Source organism: Microcystis protocystis FBCC-A270 (assembly GCF_050500235.1).
GTDB classification, from domain to species: domain Bacteria; phylum Cyanobacteriota; class Cyanobacteriia; order Cyanobacteriales; family Microcystaceae; genus Microcystis; species Microcystis ichthyoblabe_A.
In genome coordinates this window covers 1,003,421-1,023,195 of record NZ_CP191407.1, presented here as the reverse complement: position 1 = coordinate 1,023,195, position 19,775 = coordinate 1,003,421, and the positions used below count along the sequence as shown (strand labels likewise).

Here is a 19,775-nt window from a genome sequence, read left to right as displayed (position 1 = left end):
AACGAACTCTACCAGATTGGCGTACTGTTACAGAGCATCCAAAACCAAAACTTTTAAATCTGGGACAGCAGCTAAACGGGCATCATTGGTCAAGAAAAACATAGCACCTTCTCCCATAGCAGTGGCAATCTGGATTGCGTCTGGAGTTCGCAAGTTTTGTCTTGCTCTTAACTGGGCGGCAACTTCGGCAATCTCAACAGAAATAGGTACTGTAATTAAGTTTTCTTGATCGAGAAGAATATCACGATACTGGCAGGCAAGTTCTACATTGCCTGAGCGTAATGGATGCACCAAAACTTCCGTCAGCGTCAACGTAGAGGTAACAACTTGAAACTCGCCTCGACTTAGCGCCCCAAAAAAGGCACGAACAAGCCCTAAATATACCTGATTTTGCTCGATCAGGTAAATGAGTGGCGCGGTATCCAAACCCACAACTTGACCTTGTAGTTGCATTAGCCATTCCATGAGGCTCGTTCCTGATTAACGTACTCTTGAGCATCAAGTCCATTCCAGATTTCTTTTCCTAGTCCTTCTAGTTCCATAATGCTATGCTTGGGCTTAACAAGCATAGGGCGACGTACCATTACAGCTAACTCTTTTAACAAGCGAAGTTGCTCGTCTGGGGTGAGATTCTCCACTTGCCGGCGAACATCTTGATAGGTAGCCATACTCTTTACTCCCTGTTTCTTCTATTAATCATGTCATATTGCCCACAGATCACGGCTCCAAAAAGTAAGGTAAAATGCCCCCATATTTGTCTATATCCGATCGCACTCCCGTCCGTCCCTGTGCCTAGACGTTTTTAGCTTATTATCATTTACTTGAATCAATGACCATGGTGTGTTCCCCAAAATCGATCGCTGTAGCGGTAGGACTCGCATTAAGGAACGCACTTTACCATATCTACCATAGCGGCGATCGCTGGTAGTTATAGCCAAGGAAACCTCCAAGAAAAATATGCAATCAGCACCCAAATGACTACAAAAAGAATTGAAATAAACTGAGGAAACCAAAGTGCTCTCAAATGAATAGGGTCATCTTTAGGAGCATTTGAACGCCATCGAGGAATAAGAACAGGGTCTAATTTTGAATTCTCACTAACTAATTTTAAACGTAATTTCCCCCACATATCAATAGTTTTTGTAGCACCCTGAATCATAAAATAAGACAAAAAAGATACAATAATTGCTAGGCTCGGTAGCAAAAGATTAGAAAACCAGTTTGGTCCTTTGCTATTGCTGTAAGTAATAGCATATACAGTAAGTAAAAAAGATTGGCAAGTAATATACCAAGTTACACGACCCATTAATAAGCTATGTTCATGTTGAATTTCACTACGAAAATATTGAAACAATTCCCATGTTTTATTGGCGGATTCAGAGGTTTCTTTTAGGTACTCCAAACCTTCTCTGATATTTAACTCTTGAGAAGTAACTTCTGACTTGAATAATTTCCGAAAGTTTTTTAGTATTTTTATTAGCAATTTCATGAAATCACCCTTTGGTTAATTTTACTCTGGAGACTATATAAGTCTATGAACTCCGATTTTTGAGCGTAAAGATGGCAAGCTAACTATTAACTATAAAGAAAATTTGCCAACAACAATCCTTAGAGTAAGAATATATGGAAACTTTCGGCATATCACCCCGTTTTGTAGATTTCTGACAATCAGCCGAGATACAAAGAACTTTTCAGCGACCATAGCACCAATTATAATTCTTGAGGTAACTGAGCAGACTAACTAAAAGTGGCGATGGCGGAGCAAATTCTTTCTCTACTCTTGTACCTAATTCTTATTTTAACGGCTTTTTGGTTTATTAGCCCCCAAAAAAAGCCCCGTAGTCATCCCGCCTATCATCTTGCCTGTTTACTAGAAGATGCTCCTGAAAGCTCTTTAAAGGGTCAATTTTGTCCCCTGGCTACTCCCTTGGCTACCCCGATCGCTTGTACTGTTCCGCAAGTTTGGCGTAGTATATATAGGCAGTCTCTGGCAAAACCGGATGTTAATTATTGGCAATGGCGTGGTATGCCCGAAAATGAGCAGTTTTGTCGGGAATTACGGGAATTATTGCGATTAAATCCAGCTAGAGGTTACGCTAAGGAAATTCTGGAAAGTCTCGCCTTGGGTCAAGATCCTTTTTATCATCTCTACTGGGATCTAAAAGCGATCGCTAATGGTAACTTTAACACTATCGGGGCTAATAAACTAGCTGAGGGCAGATTTGCCCAGCGAGATTTGCGAACTCATCAGCAGATGCGGAGGGATTTTCGTCAATGGCATTTACAAGCTTGTGAACAGTTGGGAAAAGAGCGGGTTAAAGCGGTTTATCGGCGGTGTTATGGGTCAGATTGGTCATTAATCGCCCAAATTCTCTATCCTTCGCCCCGTTCCTTGGCCGTGATGATTATAGAGTCGGCTAATCCCGTTTGGTGGCGAGTTTTGGGGATTACTCCTTTTACCACGACTAGCCGGATTGAGAACAATTATAAAACTCTCTTGTGTTATTGGCATCCCGATCGCAATTCCCATCCCAATGCGACAGAAATCACTGCCCATCTTAATCGCGCCTACGATTGTTATCAAGGTTTTCAGGAGATGAGTAGTCAAGATAATGCACCTTTGTGGACGAAAATCCGTCGCTGGATTCCTTAGACTTGACTCTAGTTTTTCCCTTGACTTTTTCCTTAACGAAAGAATGTTAGTCTAGGAACAATTTATGACCACGCTTGCACTCTCAGGGTAATGAATCTAGTGCTTTTAAACAATCGCTACCAAATTGTTAGCACCCTTGCTAGGGGGGGATTTGGGGAAACTTATATCGCTATCGATACGAATATGCCTTCTCAACGGCGCTGTGTGATTAAAAAATTGCAGCCGGCTATTCAAAGTGAGGAGATGCCAGAATGGTTAAAAGAACGTTTTCAGAAAGAAGCAAGCGTTTTAGAGGAATTGGGGGAACAAAATCGCCAAATACCCCGTTTATACGGTTATTTTGCCCAAGATAATCACTTCTATCTGGTGCAGGAGTGGATTGAAGGGGAGACACTAACCCAAAAACAGCAACGACAGGGAAATTTATCTTCCTCAGCAGTGCGGACGATTTTGGAGAATTTACTGCCTGTTCTTGATTTTATTCACAGTCGCCGCATTATTCACCGGGATGTGAAACCCGATAATATTATCTTAAGAAATAGTGATAATTTGCCCGTTTTAATCGATTTTGGGGTAATGAAAGAAGCAGTCGCCACCTTACTCGATCCTACGGGAAAAAGTGCCTATTCGATCGCCCTTGGCACCCCCGGTTATATGGCTTCGGAACAGGCTGCCGGGAGACCGGTCTTTTCTAGTGACCTTTACAGCCTAGGCTTAACGGCGATTTTTTTATTAACGGGAAAAACTCCCCAATATCTAGAAACTGACTCGCGCACGGGGGAAATTCTCTGGCGACAGGAGGCAGAAAATGTTAATCCTAATTTAGCTATGGTAATCGATCAAGCGATCCGTTTTCATCCCCGGGATCGATTTGCTACTGCTAGGGAAATGTTGGCAGCTTTGGCAGAAATATCCCCGGATTTGTCCACCCAACCAACTATCGCGGTTTCTCCCCATAGTCCCCGATTAAAGTCCTCTACACCCCAAAAACCAACCGTCTCCCCCACTGTGGTTATTCAACCCAATTCCGGGGAAAAAAAGAATCCTTGGCTGCGGATTTTGCTGATTTTTGCGGTGACAATTGGAGCTTTTGCCCTGGGATATCGGGGATTTATGGCTCTTTTACCCAAAAATGAGGAAATCAAACCATCACCAACCCTCGAACCTTCTCCTAGTCCTGAAATCATTCCTCCTCCCTCCCAAGATTTTCCCCCTATCCGACGACCTTCTCGCCGACGGACTCCCATTTATTCCCCAACTCCTACCCCATCCCCCACTCCTACCCCAGAGGTGATTCCTAGTCCAGAAGTGACTCCAGAATTAACTCCTAGTCCCACCCCAGAAGAAGTAATTCCTATTCCTGTTCCTCTTCCTGAAACAGATCCGAGTCCTCAAGTTTCTCCCCTTCCTTCGCCTTCGCCTTCGCCTTCGCCTTCGCCTTCTCCTGTTCCAGAGGTGATTAATCCCCCGGTTAATGAGGATAAAATTGAACCGATTGCTCCTCCTGTTTTATCACCTTCTCCTCCTGAAGAAAATAGTAATTAGGGTTTGCTGAATAAATCTAAAAACCTTGTTGGGTAAGACTTTTAGACTTTTTGTCAATCAAAAAGTACCATATCTGGGAGTGATCGGGGGTAAAATTCCTGGACTTTTTCCCTGAAAATTAGGTAATTGACCCCCTCAAAATCGGTAAAACCCTACACCCCACACCCCACACCCCACGAAAAACTTTTTCAGCAGCCCGTAATTAATAGACTGCTTGCAGAAGTCTGGCAAGGGGAAGATGATAATTTTTTCTTAAACCTTTCCCCTTTTGCCTACAATGAAAGAGAGCTACTGTTTAGGCTTAATTCTTCTGATTCTATCTGCTCTGCCAGTTGACGCAGTAGATCAAAAATGCTAGTTAGGGTTTCCTCTGGTAATTTAGCCATATTCAATTATTTCTATCATCTGGCTGGTGCGAGGTAATCCTGTTTAATTTAGTTTGCGATCGAGTTGAGGATCAGTCAAGAGAGAAGGCAAAGGCGAATCCGACACACTGCGCCACAATCCCTCACGGAAAAAAAATAGTTCGTCTGAGAAGCAGTAAAACAGGGGAAAACACCTGAGAATCCTTGCTCTGTGAATCGCTAAGCTAGGGAGAGGAATGTAAAGATTTATTAAATTGTAGCTTTTGACACAGTTGTTTTTTTGGGATGTGTATCCTTCTGTTGTCTGCCTTTGACGTTGGGTGGGGGTGTTGCTTGACCTAGCTGCGAGGTGAGCGATCGCCTAACATTTTGGGAAATTTACCAAATTCTTTGAACGGGGTAAAGGTCAAATATCTCATCAATGCTCAGAATAGGCATAATTTCGGTTATTGATTGGGATATTAAAAGTCGATCAAAGGGGTCTTTATGATAGTGGATAAGGGTTGCTAGTGTCCAGATATGAGCTAGATCAATAGAAAGTATTTCTAGATTATTAATGGTTATTTGATTTTTAATTAATTCCTGTAAAGATGGGTTAAGTTGTAATTTTCCCAGTTGCAGTTTTATTTGCATTTCCCAGACACTAGCAACGATTAAAAACAAGCGATTATTTCGATCAAATAACAAATCTTGCCCGGTTAGTGATAGTTTTTATGAGTTAATTGACCACCAAATAAAGCTATGGGTATCTAATAAAAGTTGCATGGGTTAAGTTGGCGGCAAGAGTTCATCGGTTAGGGGTTCGTTAAAGTCATCGCTGATCCAGCCTTGACCTTGATATAATCCTGCAATTCTACCTGTTTGGGTTATTTGGGTTTGATGGTGTTGATTGACTATAGATTCCAAAAAATCGAGAATTTCTTGTTGTTGTTGGACAGGTAATGTCTGAAGGGTTTGCAATAAAGGAGAATTGGTATCTAGGTCAGCATCGTTCATAACGATTTGATTTGAGGATTTTGGGGCAATACCTCAAGGATAGCATGGGTTTTCAGCGATGAGGGGACAAGTTATGGATAGTGCGATCGCACTACTGTTGACATAATTTTGTAAAAATGACCAACTTACCCCTGTTACTCTAGCAATTACTCGTAAGGAAATTCGTTCGAGTAAGAGTTTATCAATTAATTGTTTGGTTTCGTCAGAGACAGTTTTATTAGTGGGATTGATCACAAACTGACGACCACATTCTTTACATTGACGTTTGGGTTTTCCATTATGAATAGAACCATTCTTGATAGTATGGTGAGAACCACAATTAGAACAGGGGAATAGAGGTGAACTAGGGGGGTATTTTTTCGGTGCTAGACTGATATTTGAGTAAGCTAGACAGGAGCCAGAAAAAGATATTTATCAGAAAAGTCATGATCAAGCTAGAGGTTTAAAGACTGATCGGGTTCCAATTATTTTTATTAATAAATATTTTACACAATTCATACCAGGTAGGCAAGAGGGCTACGCCACTACTACCGAATCATTACCAACTGACCCAACAATGACCAAAAAAGACCGACAGAATCAGTAAACCTTGCTGCGAAACAAGCCACCAAAGCTTTGTCGGGACTGAAAACATTTGGTTTTCCCAGAAGCTGGTGATGGGATTTGAACCCGCGACCGGCTGATTACAAATCAGCTGCTCTACCACTGAGCTACACCAGCATTTTTAACCAACCCATTATAACACAAATAGACCAAGTGGAGATTTTTTCCTCGTCGATCATCGGAAATTTTGGGTCTGAAACCCCGCCGTTCTAGGTTGGCTTTACGTTAGAATTAAAAGGCCAGTCTCGAAAACCAAGTGGACGGCGCAGCACCTTGAAAACTCGGCTTAGGGGGTTCCGACCAGAAAAGCTTGGCCGGGTAAAAAGTCGCGCGCAACAAGTACAAGAAGCTATAGGCGGTCAACGTACCGTGGGACAAACGGAATCGGGCTTCTGAAATGGGGCGAAAGTCTGTGGACTCTGTGTAAGACAGTACATGGTTTTTTAACTGTGGTATGCGACGGTGGTGGAAGCAGAAACTTAAATCGTGAGGTTTAGGAATCGCCGCACTTTTAGGGCGGCGAGGATGTCAAGTTCATCACCCTGCTTTCCTTCCCTAGTCAGCTGCCGGGAGACTAGGGACCAATACACAGAGGTTCAATGAGTCAAAAGGGATGACCAATAATTAGTTATCAGTGACCATTGACCGTTTAATAAGAGCCAGATTAATCCCCCTATTCCGAAAAGAATAGTCAAGACATAAAATTGCGATTGACCGGAAACATTATATTTTAAGGCACTGCCGCTAAAAATCGTCGCTAAACTGACTAAATTAACCAGACCATCAATAATATAACGATCGAGCCAAGCGGTAATTTTGGACAAGCTCCCCACCGCTAAAACCACGGTAAACTGATAGATGCGATCGAGATAGAAGTCATAAGCGAACAAATCTTGCAGGAATCGCAGGATTAACCCGGTTGGTCTCGCCCAAGCTCGTCTTAACTCTACCATTAACCCGATGACTAGGCCAATTACTCCAGAGGCCATCAATAAGGGAAAACCCCAGACAATGGTGAAACTCTGGTTATTAACGAGAGGATTGGTGAAAGATAGCCAAAAATCCCAACGTAGGGGAATAATCGGGGCCAATAAAACGATTAAAATCAATGCTACCATGGGCAAAGCCATCGGCCAAGCCACTTCCGGGGTGCGATGGGTTTTACTTTGGGTTTGTCCCAAAAAGACTAAACGAAAGACCCGAGTAAGATTGATAATGCTAAGACAATTAACAAAGATTAAAACCGCTAATAACCACCAAGGAATCGCCCATTCGCCACCTAACCACCGTTTTAACGTCCAAAACATCCCCAGGGGCATTAAAACCGTCATCCCCGCGGAACCTCCTAAAAAAGCCGTGGTCGTGGCGGGCATTCTTGCCCAAATTCCGCCCATTTCCGTGATATTTTGGTTACTGGTGGTGAGAATTAAGGCTCCTGCGCTCATAAACAATAAAGCTTTTGCCACCGCATGGGAGAATAAAATTAGTAAGGCGATATCCACATGACCTAATCCCACCGCAATAAAGACCAAACCGAGATAGGCACTGGTAGAGTGACATAAAACCCGTTTAATATCAATTTGGGATAAGGCCATCAGAGAAGTACCAATTGCCGTCATTGTCCCCAACACTATTAAAACATTGGCCGCGATCGGAGATAGGGTAAATACTGGCTGCAGCTTAATTAAAACATAGGCCCCGGCTGAAACCACGATCGAATTCCGCATGATTCCGGCTGGATTTGGTCCCTCCATCGCCTCATCTAGCCACAAATTCAGGGGAAATTGGGCGCATTTACCCGTTGGACCAGCAATAAGGGCTAATCCTAACAAAGTCGCCGTCAGAGGTGGTACAGGGTTATTTACTGCCCAATTTTCTAACTGAGAAAAACTTAATCCCTCTCCGTAACTGGACAGAGCCACCAAACCCATCAATAAAATAATATCGCCGACGCGCTTGGTTAAAAAGGCATCTCGGGCCGCGGTTACGACCAAAGGTTGAGCATACCAAAAACCGACGAGGAGATAGGTAGAGACCGTTAACATCTCTAGGAAAGCGTAACTGAATAGTAGGGAGTCACTGAGGGCAATTCCCCCCAAAGCTGCCTCAAAAAAGCCCATTAAGCCATAAAATCTCGCCAAAGACCAATCCTTTTCCATGTAGCCAAGGGCATAGATTTGGGCCAAGAGACTGATGAGGGTAATTAGTTCCAGCGTCCCCAAACTGACGGGAGAAAGTTCGATCGAAAGAGATAAACTAAGATCGGCCACTTTTACCCATTCAAAAGCCAGTTTAATCGTCTCTCGATGCCAAATTTGGTTAAAGGCGATCGATCCGTGTATTAATCCTAAGACGGTCATCAATAGGTTAATATAAGCGGCCGGCCGCGGACCGGTGCGACTAATAATGCCTAAAGACCAAGGCAAGGTTAAAATCGAACCAATTAAGCCATAAATGGGAATTAACCAGCAAGTGTATAGGAATAAATCTTTCATTCAGGGGGTTATTCAGTTATCAGTTATCAGTTATCAGTTATCAGTGATCAGGTTTAAGTTTTAAGTTATCAGGTTTAGGTTTTCAATTTTCAACAAATTTAGGCTCTTTCACCGGTTACTGGTTACTGATTACTGATCACTGATCAACGGCCATAAAAAACCAACACTCGATCCTTTCTCGATCGAGTTTAGTCAATTTAGGTATTTTACCTTTAATCCTGCGATCAGGCTAAATGCGCTGTAATAAAGATTTACCGTGGGAATCGGTGCTACAGGTGGCAAATAATTGATATTGACGACTCAGAGCGAGCGCTTGTTCGGTTTCCGGTTGACTGGGTAGCCAAGGTTTGGGATTGCCATAGGCATAAAAAGCCTCAATACCATCAATACCCAATTCTACTGCCGCCGCCACTAAATCGGCTGCGGGGCGATGGTAACGAAAGGGATGGGCGAGAACTACTAAAGCCCCCGCTTGCTGTAAACTTTTAATGACTCTAGAGGCTAAAGCCAGATCTCCTTCCGGTTTGGTTCTTTGCAGATAGGGAGTCAAGACGGCATGAGCGGGATCGAAACCATAGCCAAGAATATGCACTTCTGTCTCTAAGAGATTCGCCGTAATTTCTACCCCTGTCCAGAGATGGGGTAGAGAACTCTTTAAATGCTGATTTTCTAGCCAAATTTGGGCTTGTCGATAACCTTCGATCGAGTGATGATCGGTAATTGCTAATCCTTTTAGTCCGATATCTAACGCTTGTCTCATCAAGCCTTGGGGACTCATTTGACCATCGGAACAATGGGTGTGAAGATGGAAATTGTAATGGTGGGGACAACTATCATAGCCAATATTTGCCCACACCGCTTTCAGGGCGAGGGTATCTTGAGCTAGGGGTGGGATTGTAGCAGAAACGACCATGCAGTATTGAGGAACTTTCCCAAAGATTACAAATTGTTAAGAATCAGCATAGCAAATATCAAGAAAAATTGGGTAGCTGCTGTTACCGGTAACACCGTTAGAGACTGTTCGTCAATGAATATTAAGCGGGAATCGGAGCCTTCTTCTGTCTCCGCGCTGATTATCGGTTATCGCTGCCCCTACAGGACTCAAAATCTCGCACCTGTTTCGCGAAACAAGACCCTAAAACCCTTAATTCGTCGATATTTCAGATTTATTCAGCAAGCCAGATGTACTAAGCTTTTTAGTATAAATGTTCTGGATCCCTCTCCACGCTCTCTTCTCATAGACAGTCTTGACGAGTAACTTAGATACACTGACAGCTTATACCATTTTTCTTTATTTGCGTCACAACGAATGCAAGCTTGGCAAGCATTCGAGCGTGGATGTCTGTCATGGATTTAGAAATTTGGTATTACTATGGACTAAGAATACTAAAGTTTTGACTTTAAACCTAAAGGCGACTGGAAGCGGTTTAAGACCTGTGTTATTAATTCCTGTAGGGGACTATCTGCTTCTAACCCCTCCTCTACCTGAGTCCAAAAACGATTTAAATCGCGACTAGCGGCGACTAAAAGGCTATTTTCGCCGATAAAAGATAATGCTCCCACGGGACTAGATAAAATTGGTGCTTGGTCATCCTGTCCTAAGACCCCAATTAAGGCCGAACGCGCACCCTTTTCAAATCCTATAGTAATCATAGCAATTACCGTCGGTTGGATTGACCCAAGGAAACCCCACAAAAAGCCATGGGAGGAGGAGAATAGCGATCGCTCATTCAGACGGATTGAGGTGTTGGCTGTTGGGTTTCGTTTTCCCTTAGAATTGAGAGGTTTTCTTTAACCTATTGATTCGCTCAACCCAAGAAAAAGGACTAGACCGCTGTTGCATTCATCGCGTTTTATTAGCGGTAAGCTTGACTGCGATGTTCAATGAGTAAGACAATAACTTGAGATTGACTATCATCAACGATATAAATAACCCGATAGTCCCCGACTCGGAAGCGATACTTCCCAGCAAATTCTCCCTTTAATGCTTTAATTTGAGGGTGATTTTTGGGCGTTTCTTGAAGAATCTTTAAACACTTAGCAATCTTCTTTCTCAAGACTGAATCAGCTTCAGAATAAACTTTATTAGCTTTAGCTGTTAAACAGACTTTATAAATCATCTGAGTTTTTCCAATCAATGAGACGACCTGATTGTAAATCCATCTCAGCTTCTTTTAATTTTTCTATGATATTGGGAATTTCTCTAATTTCTTGGGTTGCTTGCTCACTCTCTTTATCTGATAAATAAGCAGCAAATTCTAGAATAGTCTTTAAATTTTCTAATGACAAGGTTTGGAGATATTGTTGAATTTTTTGCTGCATTAAATCAATCTGTGCTAATGTTTCAGAATCTAAAAAATCTTCTGAGGTCGAGAGATTTACTTGAACGTCAGTAATATTCATAGTTTGATAAATTGCTCCTTTTAAGTTGATTATATATATCTTAGCGAATTTTTCAAGCTAGGGCTTGCTACCTTGTAATCTAATCTGGGAATTGATGACCCTCAGCGATTCGCGTCTGGAGAGGTAATGTTTCTCCCTCTACATTTATACTACCCCAAGAGAGTCCTTCCACAGAATCAATACCACTGGCTACTTGATAACGGATCCAGAACGGTTATTAGCGACGCTTGAGGGAAACCCAACCACACCAATGTCGTCAAGAATGTTGGGTTTACCTCAAACCATTGAATCGAGCAGTTTTCTCCTAAGTATTAAATCGCTCAACCAAACCTACAAGCTTCTATCTGATAACTGATAACTGATAACTGATTAAGACTTCACTCCCAGATTAAAGAAAATCGTTCCCCGACGCACAGAATTTTCACTACCTTGGCTGCTAATAGTAAGAGAACGCAGATTATTAAATAAAGGCTTAATCGATAATTCTAACACCCGCACGATCGGGAATTTTGCCTCGATTACTGGTTGCAATTGTCGCCAATCGGCGTAAAAATAACCATCATTTTCTGCGGGTAAAGCAGTAATTGCCTGTCGAAACTTACCACTACCTAAGATGGGGTTTTTCTGTGCAGATAAAGCTAAACCCATCGCTTCCACAGAACTAGCGATAATTTCATAATTATCGACCCTAGTATGCACTCCCGTCACGAGCGTCTCTAGTTGCGCTTTTCCTCCCGGGACCGCCGTGGTTAACTTTGTCCAAGCTGTCACCGTTCGATCGAGTAAAGGCAGATTAACCACATTATAGCCGCGACTGCGGGCCAACTCATCCAAATGTTCGATCGCACTGTCCACCTCTACCCCCATCACCCGTTCCCCTAGAAAAACACTATCGGGTTCCATCCCCTTTGAACTAGGCACGAGAGCGAGACTATATTCGCCTCTAACCCAGCTAAAAACGTCTTCAGGCAAATTTAAACCTAAAGGCGACTGGAAGCGGTTTAAGACCTGTGTTATTAATTCCTGTAGGGGACTATCTGCTTCTAACCCCTCCTCTACCTGAGTCCAAAAACGATTTAAATCGCGACTAGCGGCAACTAAAAGGCTATTTTCGCCGATAAAAGATAATGCTCCCACGGGACTAGATAAAATTGGTGCTTGGTCATCCTGTCCTAAGACTCCAATTAAGGCGGTTTGAGCGACTATTCCGCCGGATTTGAGGGAAAAAGCCGTGGCTAATCGTTGTTTTGCTTCGGGACTCTCCGGGACGGGTTGATTAGCGATCCAAGCCGATAACGGGGGTAAATTGCCGTAAACTATAGCTATACGCGGTTCGGTGATATTTTTGAGGGCTTCTCGGTAATCAGGGCTATTTTTTAGGTTTAAATCCGGTACTTGCACGTTATTAAGGGACTCGCGCAAAACCTTGATATTATTGGCAAAAAGCACCGTATCACCGACGACGGCACTAGCGAGAAAACGATTATTATCTCCTGCGGTCAAGGGACGTTGATAAATCAGGTTAACTCCCTTGTAGAGTTCAAAAACAAGGTCAAATTTGCCCGAAACCGCCTGTTTTGAGTAGGAAGCTTGCAGAAATTCCTTAGCGCGTTCGCCATCTTTACTTTGAATTGCCAAAAGATAACCCGGTTGGATACCATTATCGGTATCGCGATCGAAATCTAGGGAAGTAACAGCGAGGGTAATTTCTTCCCCTAACCAAGGTTTGATTTCCTTTTGATAATTTAATCCCGTTTTACCGAGCAGAGTTTTTTCTAAATCCTTAATTTCTTGGTGGGAACGTCGTCGATTAGCCGGTGTAGCGATTAATTGACCAAAAGACTCTAAACGTTCGGGATTGACCAACAAGGATACCATAACCGGGGCCTGTTTCGGCACAAAAATCGCCGCCATCGGTTCCCGCAGCACCCCACCTTTGAGCAAAGACAGAGGACTATCGGCGAGAATCCAAGCAAAACTGGCTGTAGCGACTCCTAGGAGAATGATTACCGTCGCACCTAAAATATAGAAAAACGATCGCAATTTCACAACCTTGTCCCGAGATGAACCATTAGCTATTTTAAGCCAGCAATTGACCCAAGAATTTCGATCGCTACAATTCTTACCAGACTGATAACCGATAACTCGCCACCGATAACTAATTTTTACCAGCCTTTTTCCGCTTGAGCGAGGACATAATTAGCTACAGCTTCGATATCTTCGGCGCTGAGACGACCACCGAAAGCGGGCATCGCCCCCATACCTTTGGTAACTTGGGTAACGATAGCTTCAACGGAATCTTTGCCGTATTTAACTAAATCTTCTTTTTTCAGGGTTTTAGCGGCATTAACCACGTTTTTACCGCCCATGTGGCAGGAAGCGCAGTTAGCACTGAAAATCGAAGCCCCATCAGCTAAAGCGGGACGAGCCATACCGAATGTAACCACAGCCAAGAGCAAGCACAGGGAAATTAATAGTCTTTTCACGATTGGTTCTCCTCTATTTCTTAAGAAATTCCCCAACCATCGTCAGAAAAAACCGGTTTTCTTGTCAAAAGACAAGCTGTCAAACTTCGTGTAGAATGAATCAATGGGACAGTTAAAAGCAAACTTTTACTTTTTTGTCAAAAGACAGGCTGTCAAACTTGTCATCTTCCCTCGTGTAAAGGATTAACAAGCATGAAAAAATTAGGTTTATTGGTCGCTACCGTGGTGCTAGTCGTCTCTAGCTTCTTCTTCAACACTGCCTCCGCTGCTGCGGAAACCTTCACGGTTAAGATGGGCGGTGATGCGGGTACACTACAATTTGATCCCCCCGCCCTCACTATTAAAGCAGGAGATACGGTGAAATGGGTCAATAACAAACTTTCTCCCCATAACATAGTTTTCGATAGCACCAAAGTTCCCGAAGCCCAGGCTGCTAAATTATCCCATAAAGGTCTGGCTTTTTCCGCCGGTGAGTCCTTTGAAAGCACTTTCAGCGAACCGGGTACTTACACCTACTACTGCGAACCCCATCGCGGCGCCGGTATGGTCGGAACGATTACCGTTCAGTAATTATCCGATTTTAACCAAAAATAACTCGCGGTTAACTGCCGCGGGTTGTTTTTTTGGGAATTATGAAGACTTTTCAGTTATCAGTAAACAGTAATCAGTAATCAGTGAGGTTCTTCAGTTTGTCTTATGCAACGGACAGGGTTATAAGGAATGAAACTCTTATAGAGAAAGACATTTGGCGATTTTTGTCAATTGTTTTTGAACTAGAACGAACTCATCAATTAAGTTTTTTGCCAGATAAGGATTTAGTCGATTTATGCCCCCCGAGCGAACCATACCAAGTTCAGTAATCAGTAAACAGTAATCAGTGAACTGAAAACTCGCATCTGATAACTGATAACTGATAACTGATAACTGAAAGGGCTGTCTCCTGAAATATAAAGTCTCGGTTACAAAACTGACTTCTGAGCAATTCTCACCCCACCATAGAAACAGAAGCCCGTAGGAAAATCAGCCATGAAAGAACACGATGTCGTTATAGTGGGTGGTGGGTTAGCAGGATGCCGCGCCGCCTTAGAAATCAAACGCCTCAACCCGACCATCGATGTTGCTGTCGTTGCCAAAACCCACCCAATTCGTTCCCACTCCGTCGCCGCCCAGGGAGGTATCGCCGCCGCCCTGCAAAACGTTGACCCCAAAGATAATCCCAAGGCCCACGCCTACGATACTGTCAAAGGTTCCGATTTTCTGGCTGACCAGGATGCGGTGGATATCCTCACCCGAGAAGCCCCCGAAGTTATCATCGAATTGGAACATCTAGGCGTGTTATTCTCCCGTCTCGAAGATGGACGCATTGCCCAAAGAGCCTTTGGCGGTCACAGCCATAACCGGGCCTGTTACGCCGCCGATAAAACCGGTCACGCCATGCTGCACGAATTAGTCAGCAATTTAGGCCGTAATCAGGTAAAAATCTACGATGAATGGTACGTTTTGCGTCTTATCCTCGAAGAAAGTACGGCCAAAGGGGTAGTAATGTACCAAATCGCCACCGGACAGTTAGAAATCCTCCGGGCAAAAGCAATTATGTTCGGGACGGGGGGCTATGGTCGCGTTTATAACACCACCTCCAACGATTTCGCCTGTACGGGAGACGGTTTAGCTTTATCGGCCAAAGCGGGTATTCCCCTAGAAGACATGGAATTTGTCCAATTTCACCCCACGGGACTCTATCCCGTCGGTGTTTTAATCTCAGAAGCGGTCCGGGGTGAAGGCGCTTATTTAATCAATAGCGAAGGTCGTCGTTTTATGGAAGACTACGCCCCCTCGCGCATGGAATTGGCACCCCGGGACATCACTTCCCGGGCCATTACCCTAGAAATTCGCGCCGGCCGGGGGGTAAATCTGGACGGTAGCGCCGGGGGTCCCTTTGTCTATCTGGATTTACGCCATTTAGGCCGGGAAAAAATTATGAGTCGCATTCCCTTCTGTTGGGAGGAGGCCCACCGTCTCGTCGGTGTCGATGCGGTAGAGGAACCGATGCCCGTCCGTCCTACAGTTCACTATTGTATGGGCGGCATTCCCGTTAATACCGATGGTCGCGTTCGCTTAAGTGCCGATACCCTCAGCGAAGGCTTTTTCTCCGCCGGGGAATGTTCCTGTGTCTCTGTCCACGGGGCCAATCGTTTGGGCAGTAATTCCCTGTTAGAATGTGTGGTCTATGGGAGAAGAACCGGCAAATCGATCGCTAAATACGTCGAAAAACGCGCTTTTCCCGTATTTAATCCCGATATTTACCTTCAGGATGCTAAAGAGGAAATCACCGCTTTATTGACCAAAAAAGGCACGATTCGCATCGGTCAACTACGTCAGCAATTCCAAGACTGTATGACCCAACATTGCGGCGTTTTTCGCACCGAAGCGACCATGCGCGAGGGAATTAAACAAATCGGCGAATTAAAGCGCCAATACGAGCAGATTTACCTGGATGATAGGGGGGATTGCTGGAATACGGAACTAATCGAGGCCTGGGAATTACAAAGTCTCATGGTGGTGGGGGAAATTATCCTCACCTCTGCCCTCAATCGTCAAGAAAGCCGAGGGGCCCACTCCCGCGAGGATTTTCCCCAACGGGATGACCAAAATTTCCTTCAGCATACCCTCGCCTATTATTCCCCCTCGGGCATCGATATCGACTATATGCCCGTGGTGATTCAGGATTTCACCCCCGTGGAACGTAAGTATTAACCTCTGGTCGGACGGTAAATGTAAAGGAATATTACAAACTCCTTGGCATTTACCGAGATTTAGTTCTATACTAAATAAAGCAACGCGGGATAGAGCAGTCTGGTAGCTCGTCGGGCTCATAACCCGAAGGTCAGTGGTTCAAATCCGCTTCCCGCCATTACTGATAAAGCCGGTAGTTAACCCCGATTTCCCGTTAGGGAACATCGAACATTACCCTTTCAAGACAGCGATTGGGGTCAATGTAAGATTGGCGAGAATGGAGACAAGTATAATTATCGATGATCAGGATCTGTTCTGCTTTTAAATAGAGCGGAACGTGATAGGCTTCAAACAGTGCCATTTACAAAATGTTTGAAAGAAGTAGCGGGGATTGAAATCGACCAATCTTAAGTTAGAAAACGGGTTTCTTAGAGAAACCCGTTTTCTGGGTTAGATGTGGTATAACAGAAAAGTGGTTATGTCAGAGGAAAGAGATATGCCATCAATTTTTATTTGTTATTCCCACCAAGACAAAGGATGGAGAGACAGACTGTTAAAATTTCTCGAACCTCTGAATGATGAGGAAAAAATAGTCTGGTCAGATCTCGACATACAACCGGGGGATATTTGGGATGAAAAAATTAAAGACAGTTTATCACAAGTAACAATTGCGATGGTCTTGGTTAGCCAAGATCTGCTTAATTCTCGTTATGTGAAGAATGAAGAATTACCCCGTATTTTGAAAAGACGTGAAGAAGAAGGAGTCGTTATAATTCCTATATTTCTTAGACATTCTACTGTGAAAAGTGTTTCTTTTAAATACACTAATGAAGAGGGAATAGAACAAAGATTTTACTTACATCAATTTCAGTCTCCTAGCAATAATTCTCCCAGCAATCCTCTCTGTGATCTAAAGAAATCAGAATATGAAAAAGTTTTCGTATCCGTTGAGGATAAATTGCGATCGCTGATTGAAGAATCTAAAAAAAAACAGTCTGAACCCTCTAAAAAAGCGGTCCAACCCCTGACCACCTCTGGGTTAGTGGATACGCAACTCCCACCCGTGCGTAGATGGCAAGGACGACGGGAAGAATTGCAAGAACTCCAAACAGCGTTAGGGAATGACCATCTAAGGTTAATCGAGATTACCGCCGCCGGAGGTTATGGTAAAACTGCCCTGGCGAGAAAGTTTACAGATCAATTAACTGCTGATTGGCCAGTATTATGGGTTAATTTTAACCAGCCTTACCCTTTGGCACAGTTCGGACGGTGGTTATTAGAGGAGTTAAAACAAAATTATGATGAAAAATGGAATGATGGGCAATTAATAGACGCAATCAGCAAAGGGTTAACCGCTAAACCCTGTTTATTAGTGTTGAATAATTTGGAAACGGTACTAACTGCCCCAGTAAATTTGGTTTATCAGCAATTCTTGCAAAAATGGTTAAACACAGAAAGCAGCAGTAAGCTATTAGTCACCAGTCGAGAACAGCTAAAATTCCCCGTCAATTTGCAAGATTATTATTATTCTTGGCCTTTAAAAGGGTTAAAAGAAGCGGATGCGATGCGTTATGTCACCGAAGATCACGGCTTAACGGGAAGCGATGAAGAATTAGCCCAATTTGTCGATAAAATGGGAGGTCATCCCCTCTTAATGGAACTGGTTTGTAGTTTGATGAAAGATAAGTTTGGGAAAGGGGTTTCTGTCACCGAGTCGCAAAATTTGGGCTTAAATATGTTTGATGTGGAGGGCTATCACCGCGACACGGAAACCTGTGTCAGAGAAGTGATTACCGCCAGTTTAGCGCGATTATCGAAAGAGTTTAGGGAGAGTTTAACGCGGTTATCGGTATTGCGCGAGAGTTTTGATGACAGGTTAGCCCAGGGGTTAATTCCAGCAATAACTGAGGAAGATTTACGCTATTTAGCTCGTTTATCTTTATTACAAGAATTTCCACCCGAATACAATGTAAAACGGCGACAGTTTCAGTTTTTGCCTTTAATTTCCATGGTGGTGCAAGATCAAGCAAATCCTGAAATATTGCGATCTGCCCATCAATTAGCCTTAAATTATTATTTAGCTCATTTACCTGTCCCTCCCTGGGAATCCTTGAAAGATTTGAAGGAATATTTAGAGGCGTTTCACCATGCGGGGGAATTGGGAGAATGGCAATTAGCTTATGATATTTTGGATGAGGATCGAGGCGGAGAAGGGAAAAATAAATCGGTTAATAGTTTTTTGTACTTCACAGGCTTAAGTCGAAAATCAATAGAATTATATGAGATTTTAATTAATAATTGGATAGAGGATCAAAAACAAAAACAAAAACAAGAGTTCGGCATTGTGTTGTCTTTGTTGGGAATAAGTTATAAAAATTTAGGAGAATATTCAAAAGCAATTACTATCCATAAGCAACATTATGCCCTATCGGAAAAAAATAAAAATTGGGCAGGAGTTTCTTCTGCACTGGGTAATTTAGGGATTTGTTACTTTTCGCAAGGCGATTATCAGCAAGCCATCAAGTATCATGAGCAATGTCTAGCAATTCAAGATAAAATTGGCAATTATCTAGGTATGGCAGGGACCTTTGGTAATTTAGGTATTTGTTATAGTTCTATAGGAAAATTGAATGAAGCTATAGACAATCATAAAAGGCATTTTGAAATTTCACAAAAGATTGATGATCTTGGAGGAATGGCTTCCGCATTTTTGAATATAGGAAATTGTTACAGCTATTCTGGCAGATATTTACAGGCGATTCTCTATCATCAAGCAGGCTTAATCGTCAAGGAGATTCTTGGCGATCAACAGGGATTAGCACTTGCTTATAATAATCTTGCGTGTTGCTTCCGAAGCTTAGGTCAATATAAGGAGGCAATCTTTTATAATCAGAAATCTCTAAAAATAGGAGAAGAAATTGGTAACAAACAAAGGATATCAGAGTCACTTGGTAATATAGGGAATTGTTATGCCGACGTGGGAAAATATCAAGAAGCAATCGTTAAACATCAAGAATCTTTAGTCTTAAAAGAGGAAATGGGGGATCAAAGAGGAATTGCACTTGAATTAATTTCTCTTGGGGCTTGCTATGCTCATTTAGAACAACATGAAACAGCATTAGCATTCTTTGAGAAATCATTAGAGCTAAGTCAAAAAAATAATTATCAGAGAGGTATAGCAGTAAGCTTACATAACCTTGGAAAAACTTATTTTGAGCTTAAAAAATATATTCAAGCGAAAGACTATATTAATAAATCCTTAGCTATTGCTCAAGGAACTGTTTTACAGGAAATAGTAATGCGTTGTCATTTTGCTCTTGCAAATATTGCGTATCGGATAAGTGACATTCAAATCGCATATACCCATTGTCAACAAGCCCTAGCATTATCCCAAGAATTGGGGATTCCCTTGGTTAAAGATTGTGAGGAACTGTTAGGGCAAATTCAGGGAAACTTAGGAGATTCAGACAATAACTTAAAGTAAACCTGAGAAAAT

At 42.9% G+C, this 19,775-nt stretch carries 17 protein-coding genes, 2 tRNA genes and 2 pseudogenes; 6 read left to right on the top strand and 15 right to left on the bottom strand.

The features are described 5' to 3' along the window. Nucleotides 1-27: 27 nt before the first annotated feature. The 3 genes from ACQY1X_RS05015 to ACQY1X_RS05005 form a co-directional block, all read right to left on the bottom strand. Nucleotides 28-465, bottom strand: a complete 438-nt coding sequence (locus tag ACQY1X_RS05015; protein ID WP_004161546.1) for a type II toxin-antitoxin system VapC family toxin — start codon at nucleotides 463-465, stop codon at nucleotides 28-30. Then, a complete protein-coding gene (locus ACQY1X_RS05010) occupies nucleotides 453-668 on the bottom strand; it encodes a hypothetical protein (protein ID WP_002732614.1) in 216 nt (71 codons plus the stop codon). Before ACQY1X_RS05010 ends, ACQY1X_RS05015 begins: the two co-directional genes overlap by 13 nt. 260 nt (nucleotides 669-928) lie before the next feature. Beyond that, complete coding sequence (locus tag ACQY1X_RS05005) at nucleotides 929-1,489, bottom strand: hypothetical protein (RefSeq protein WP_069474518.1); 561 nt, start codon at nucleotides 1,487-1,489, stop codon at nucleotides 929-931. A 264-nt stretch (nucleotides 1,490-1,753) separates the two neighbouring features. On the opposite strand from ACQY1X_RS05005, the gene ACQY1X_RS05000 reads away from it, so the two are divergent. Next, nucleotides 1,754-2,653, top strand: a complete 900-nt coding sequence (locus tag ACQY1X_RS05000; protein ID WP_430014094.1) for a J domain-containing protein — start codon at nucleotides 1,754-1,756, stop codon at nucleotides 2,651-2,653. A gap of 90 nt (nucleotides 2,654-2,743) precedes the next feature. Next, nucleotides 2,744-4,198, top strand: a complete 1,455-nt coding sequence (locus ACQY1X_RS04995; RefSeq protein ID WP_430015448.1) for a protein kinase domain-containing protein — start codon at nucleotides 2,744-2,746, stop codon at nucleotides 4,196-4,198. A gap of 743 nt (nucleotides 4,199-4,941) precedes the next feature. Here ACQY1X_RS04995 and ACQY1X_RS04990 read toward each other — a convergent pair. The 11 genes and pseudogenes from ACQY1X_RS04990 to petJ all read right to left on the bottom strand — a co-directional run bounded on the left by ACQY1X_RS04990 (nucleotide 4,942) and on the right by petJ (nucleotide 13,546). Then, nucleotides 4,942-5,250, bottom strand: coding sequence for a type II toxin-antitoxin system VapC family toxin (locus tag ACQY1X_RS04990; RefSeq protein ID WP_002734782.1), 309 nt, complete (start codon nucleotides 5,248-5,250; stop codon nucleotides 4,942-4,944). An 81-nt stretch (nucleotides 5,251-5,331) separates the two neighbouring features. Further along, entirely contained in the window at nucleotides 5,332-5,559 is a 228-nt protein-coding gene (locus tag ACQY1X_RS04985; RefSeq protein WP_002731731.1) for a DUF2281 domain-containing protein, read from the bottom strand. A gap of 96 nt (nucleotides 5,560-5,655) precedes the next feature. Further along, nucleotides 5,656-5,934: pseudogene (locus ACQY1X_RS04980) on the bottom strand (IS1/IS1595 family N-terminal zinc-binding domain-containing protein); the annotation flags it as partial. Nucleotides 5,935-6,207: 273 nt separating this feature from the next. Then, nucleotides 6,208-6,279: transfer RNA gene (locus ACQY1X_RS04975), tRNA-Thr, on the bottom strand. Between the two features lie 479 nt (nucleotides 6,280-6,758). Beyond that, nucleotides 6,759-8,657, bottom strand: coding sequence for an NAD(P)H-quinone oxidoreductase subunit F (locus ACQY1X_RS04970; RefSeq protein WP_002734668.1), 1,899 nt, complete (start codon nucleotides 8,655-8,657; stop codon nucleotides 6,759-6,761). A gap of 229 nt (nucleotides 8,658-8,886) precedes the next feature. Beyond that, entirely contained in the window at nucleotides 8,887-9,570 is a 684-nt protein-coding gene (locus ACQY1X_RS04965; protein WP_002734587.1) for a PHP domain-containing protein, read from the bottom strand. A 488-nt stretch (nucleotides 9,571-10,058) separates the two neighbouring features. After that, nucleotides 10,059-10,283: pseudogene (locus tag ACQY1X_RS04960) on the bottom strand (DUF3352 domain-containing protein); the annotation flags it as partial. A 230-nt stretch (nucleotides 10,284-10,513) separates the two neighbouring features. After that, nucleotides 10,514-10,777, bottom strand: a complete 264-nt coding sequence (locus ACQY1X_RS04955) for a type II toxin-antitoxin system RelE family toxin (protein ID WP_002733470.1) — start codon at nucleotides 10,775-10,777, stop codon at nucleotides 10,514-10,516. Then, a complete protein-coding gene (locus ACQY1X_RS04950) occupies nucleotides 10,767-11,060 on the bottom strand; it encodes a hypothetical protein (RefSeq protein WP_002795247.1) in 294 nt (97 codons plus the stop codon). The genes ACQY1X_RS04955 and ACQY1X_RS04950 overlap by 11 nt, the downstream gene beginning before the upstream one ends. A gap of 369 nt (nucleotides 11,061-11,429) precedes the next feature. Next, the gene (locus ACQY1X_RS04945; RefSeq protein ID WP_430015447.1) at nucleotides 11,430-13,109 is read right to left on the bottom strand and encodes a DUF3352 domain-containing protein; all 1,680 of its coding nucleotides are present in this window, start codon (nucleotides 13,107-13,109) and stop codon (nucleotides 11,430-11,432) included. A 116-nt stretch (nucleotides 13,110-13,225) separates the two neighbouring features. Further along, entirely contained in the window at nucleotides 13,226-13,546 is a 321-nt protein-coding gene (gene petJ / locus ACQY1X_RS04940; protein ID WP_002732729.1) for a cytochrome c6 PetJ, read from the bottom strand. A 192-nt stretch (nucleotides 13,547-13,738) separates the two neighbouring features. Between petJ and petE the strand changes: the two genes are divergently transcribed. The 3 genes from petE (at nucleotide 13,739) to ACQY1X_RS04925 (ending at nucleotide 16,457) form a co-directional block, all read left to right on the top strand. After that, nucleotides 13,739-14,116 (top strand): plastocyanin, encoded by a 378-nt coding sequence (gene petE, locus ACQY1X_RS04935; protein WP_288001854.1) that lies wholly within the window; start codon nucleotides 13,739-13,741, stop codon nucleotides 14,114-14,116. A 456-nt stretch (nucleotides 14,117-14,572) separates the two neighbouring features. Beyond that, on the top strand, nucleotides 14,573-16,300 hold the full coding sequence (locus ACQY1X_RS04930) for a succinate dehydrogenase/fumarate reductase flavoprotein subunit (RefSeq protein ID WP_430015446.1): 1,728 nt from the start codon (nucleotides 14,573-14,575) through the stop codon (nucleotides 16,298-16,300). A gap of 83 nt (nucleotides 16,301-16,383) precedes the next feature. Then, nucleotides 16,384-16,457, top strand: a tRNA-Met gene (locus tag ACQY1X_RS04925). 36 nt (nucleotides 16,458-16,493) lie between these two features. Here ACQY1X_RS04925 and ACQY1X_RS04920 read toward each other — a convergent pair. Beyond that, the gene (locus ACQY1X_RS04920; RefSeq protein WP_271992670.1) at nucleotides 16,494-16,640 is read right to left on the bottom strand and encodes a TauD/TfdA family dioxygenase; all 147 of its coding nucleotides are present in this window, start codon (nucleotides 16,638-16,640) and stop codon (nucleotides 16,494-16,496) included. Nucleotides 16,641-16,733: 93 nt separating this feature from the next. Here ACQY1X_RS04920 and ACQY1X_RS04915 point away from each other — a divergent pair, with 93 nt between their 5' ends. Beyond that, nucleotides 16,734-19,763, top strand: a complete 3,030-nt coding sequence (locus ACQY1X_RS04915; RefSeq protein ID WP_430015445.1) for a tetratricopeptide repeat protein — start codon at nucleotides 16,734-16,736, stop codon at nucleotides 19,761-19,763. Nucleotides 19,764-19,775 lie beyond the last annotated feature (12 nt).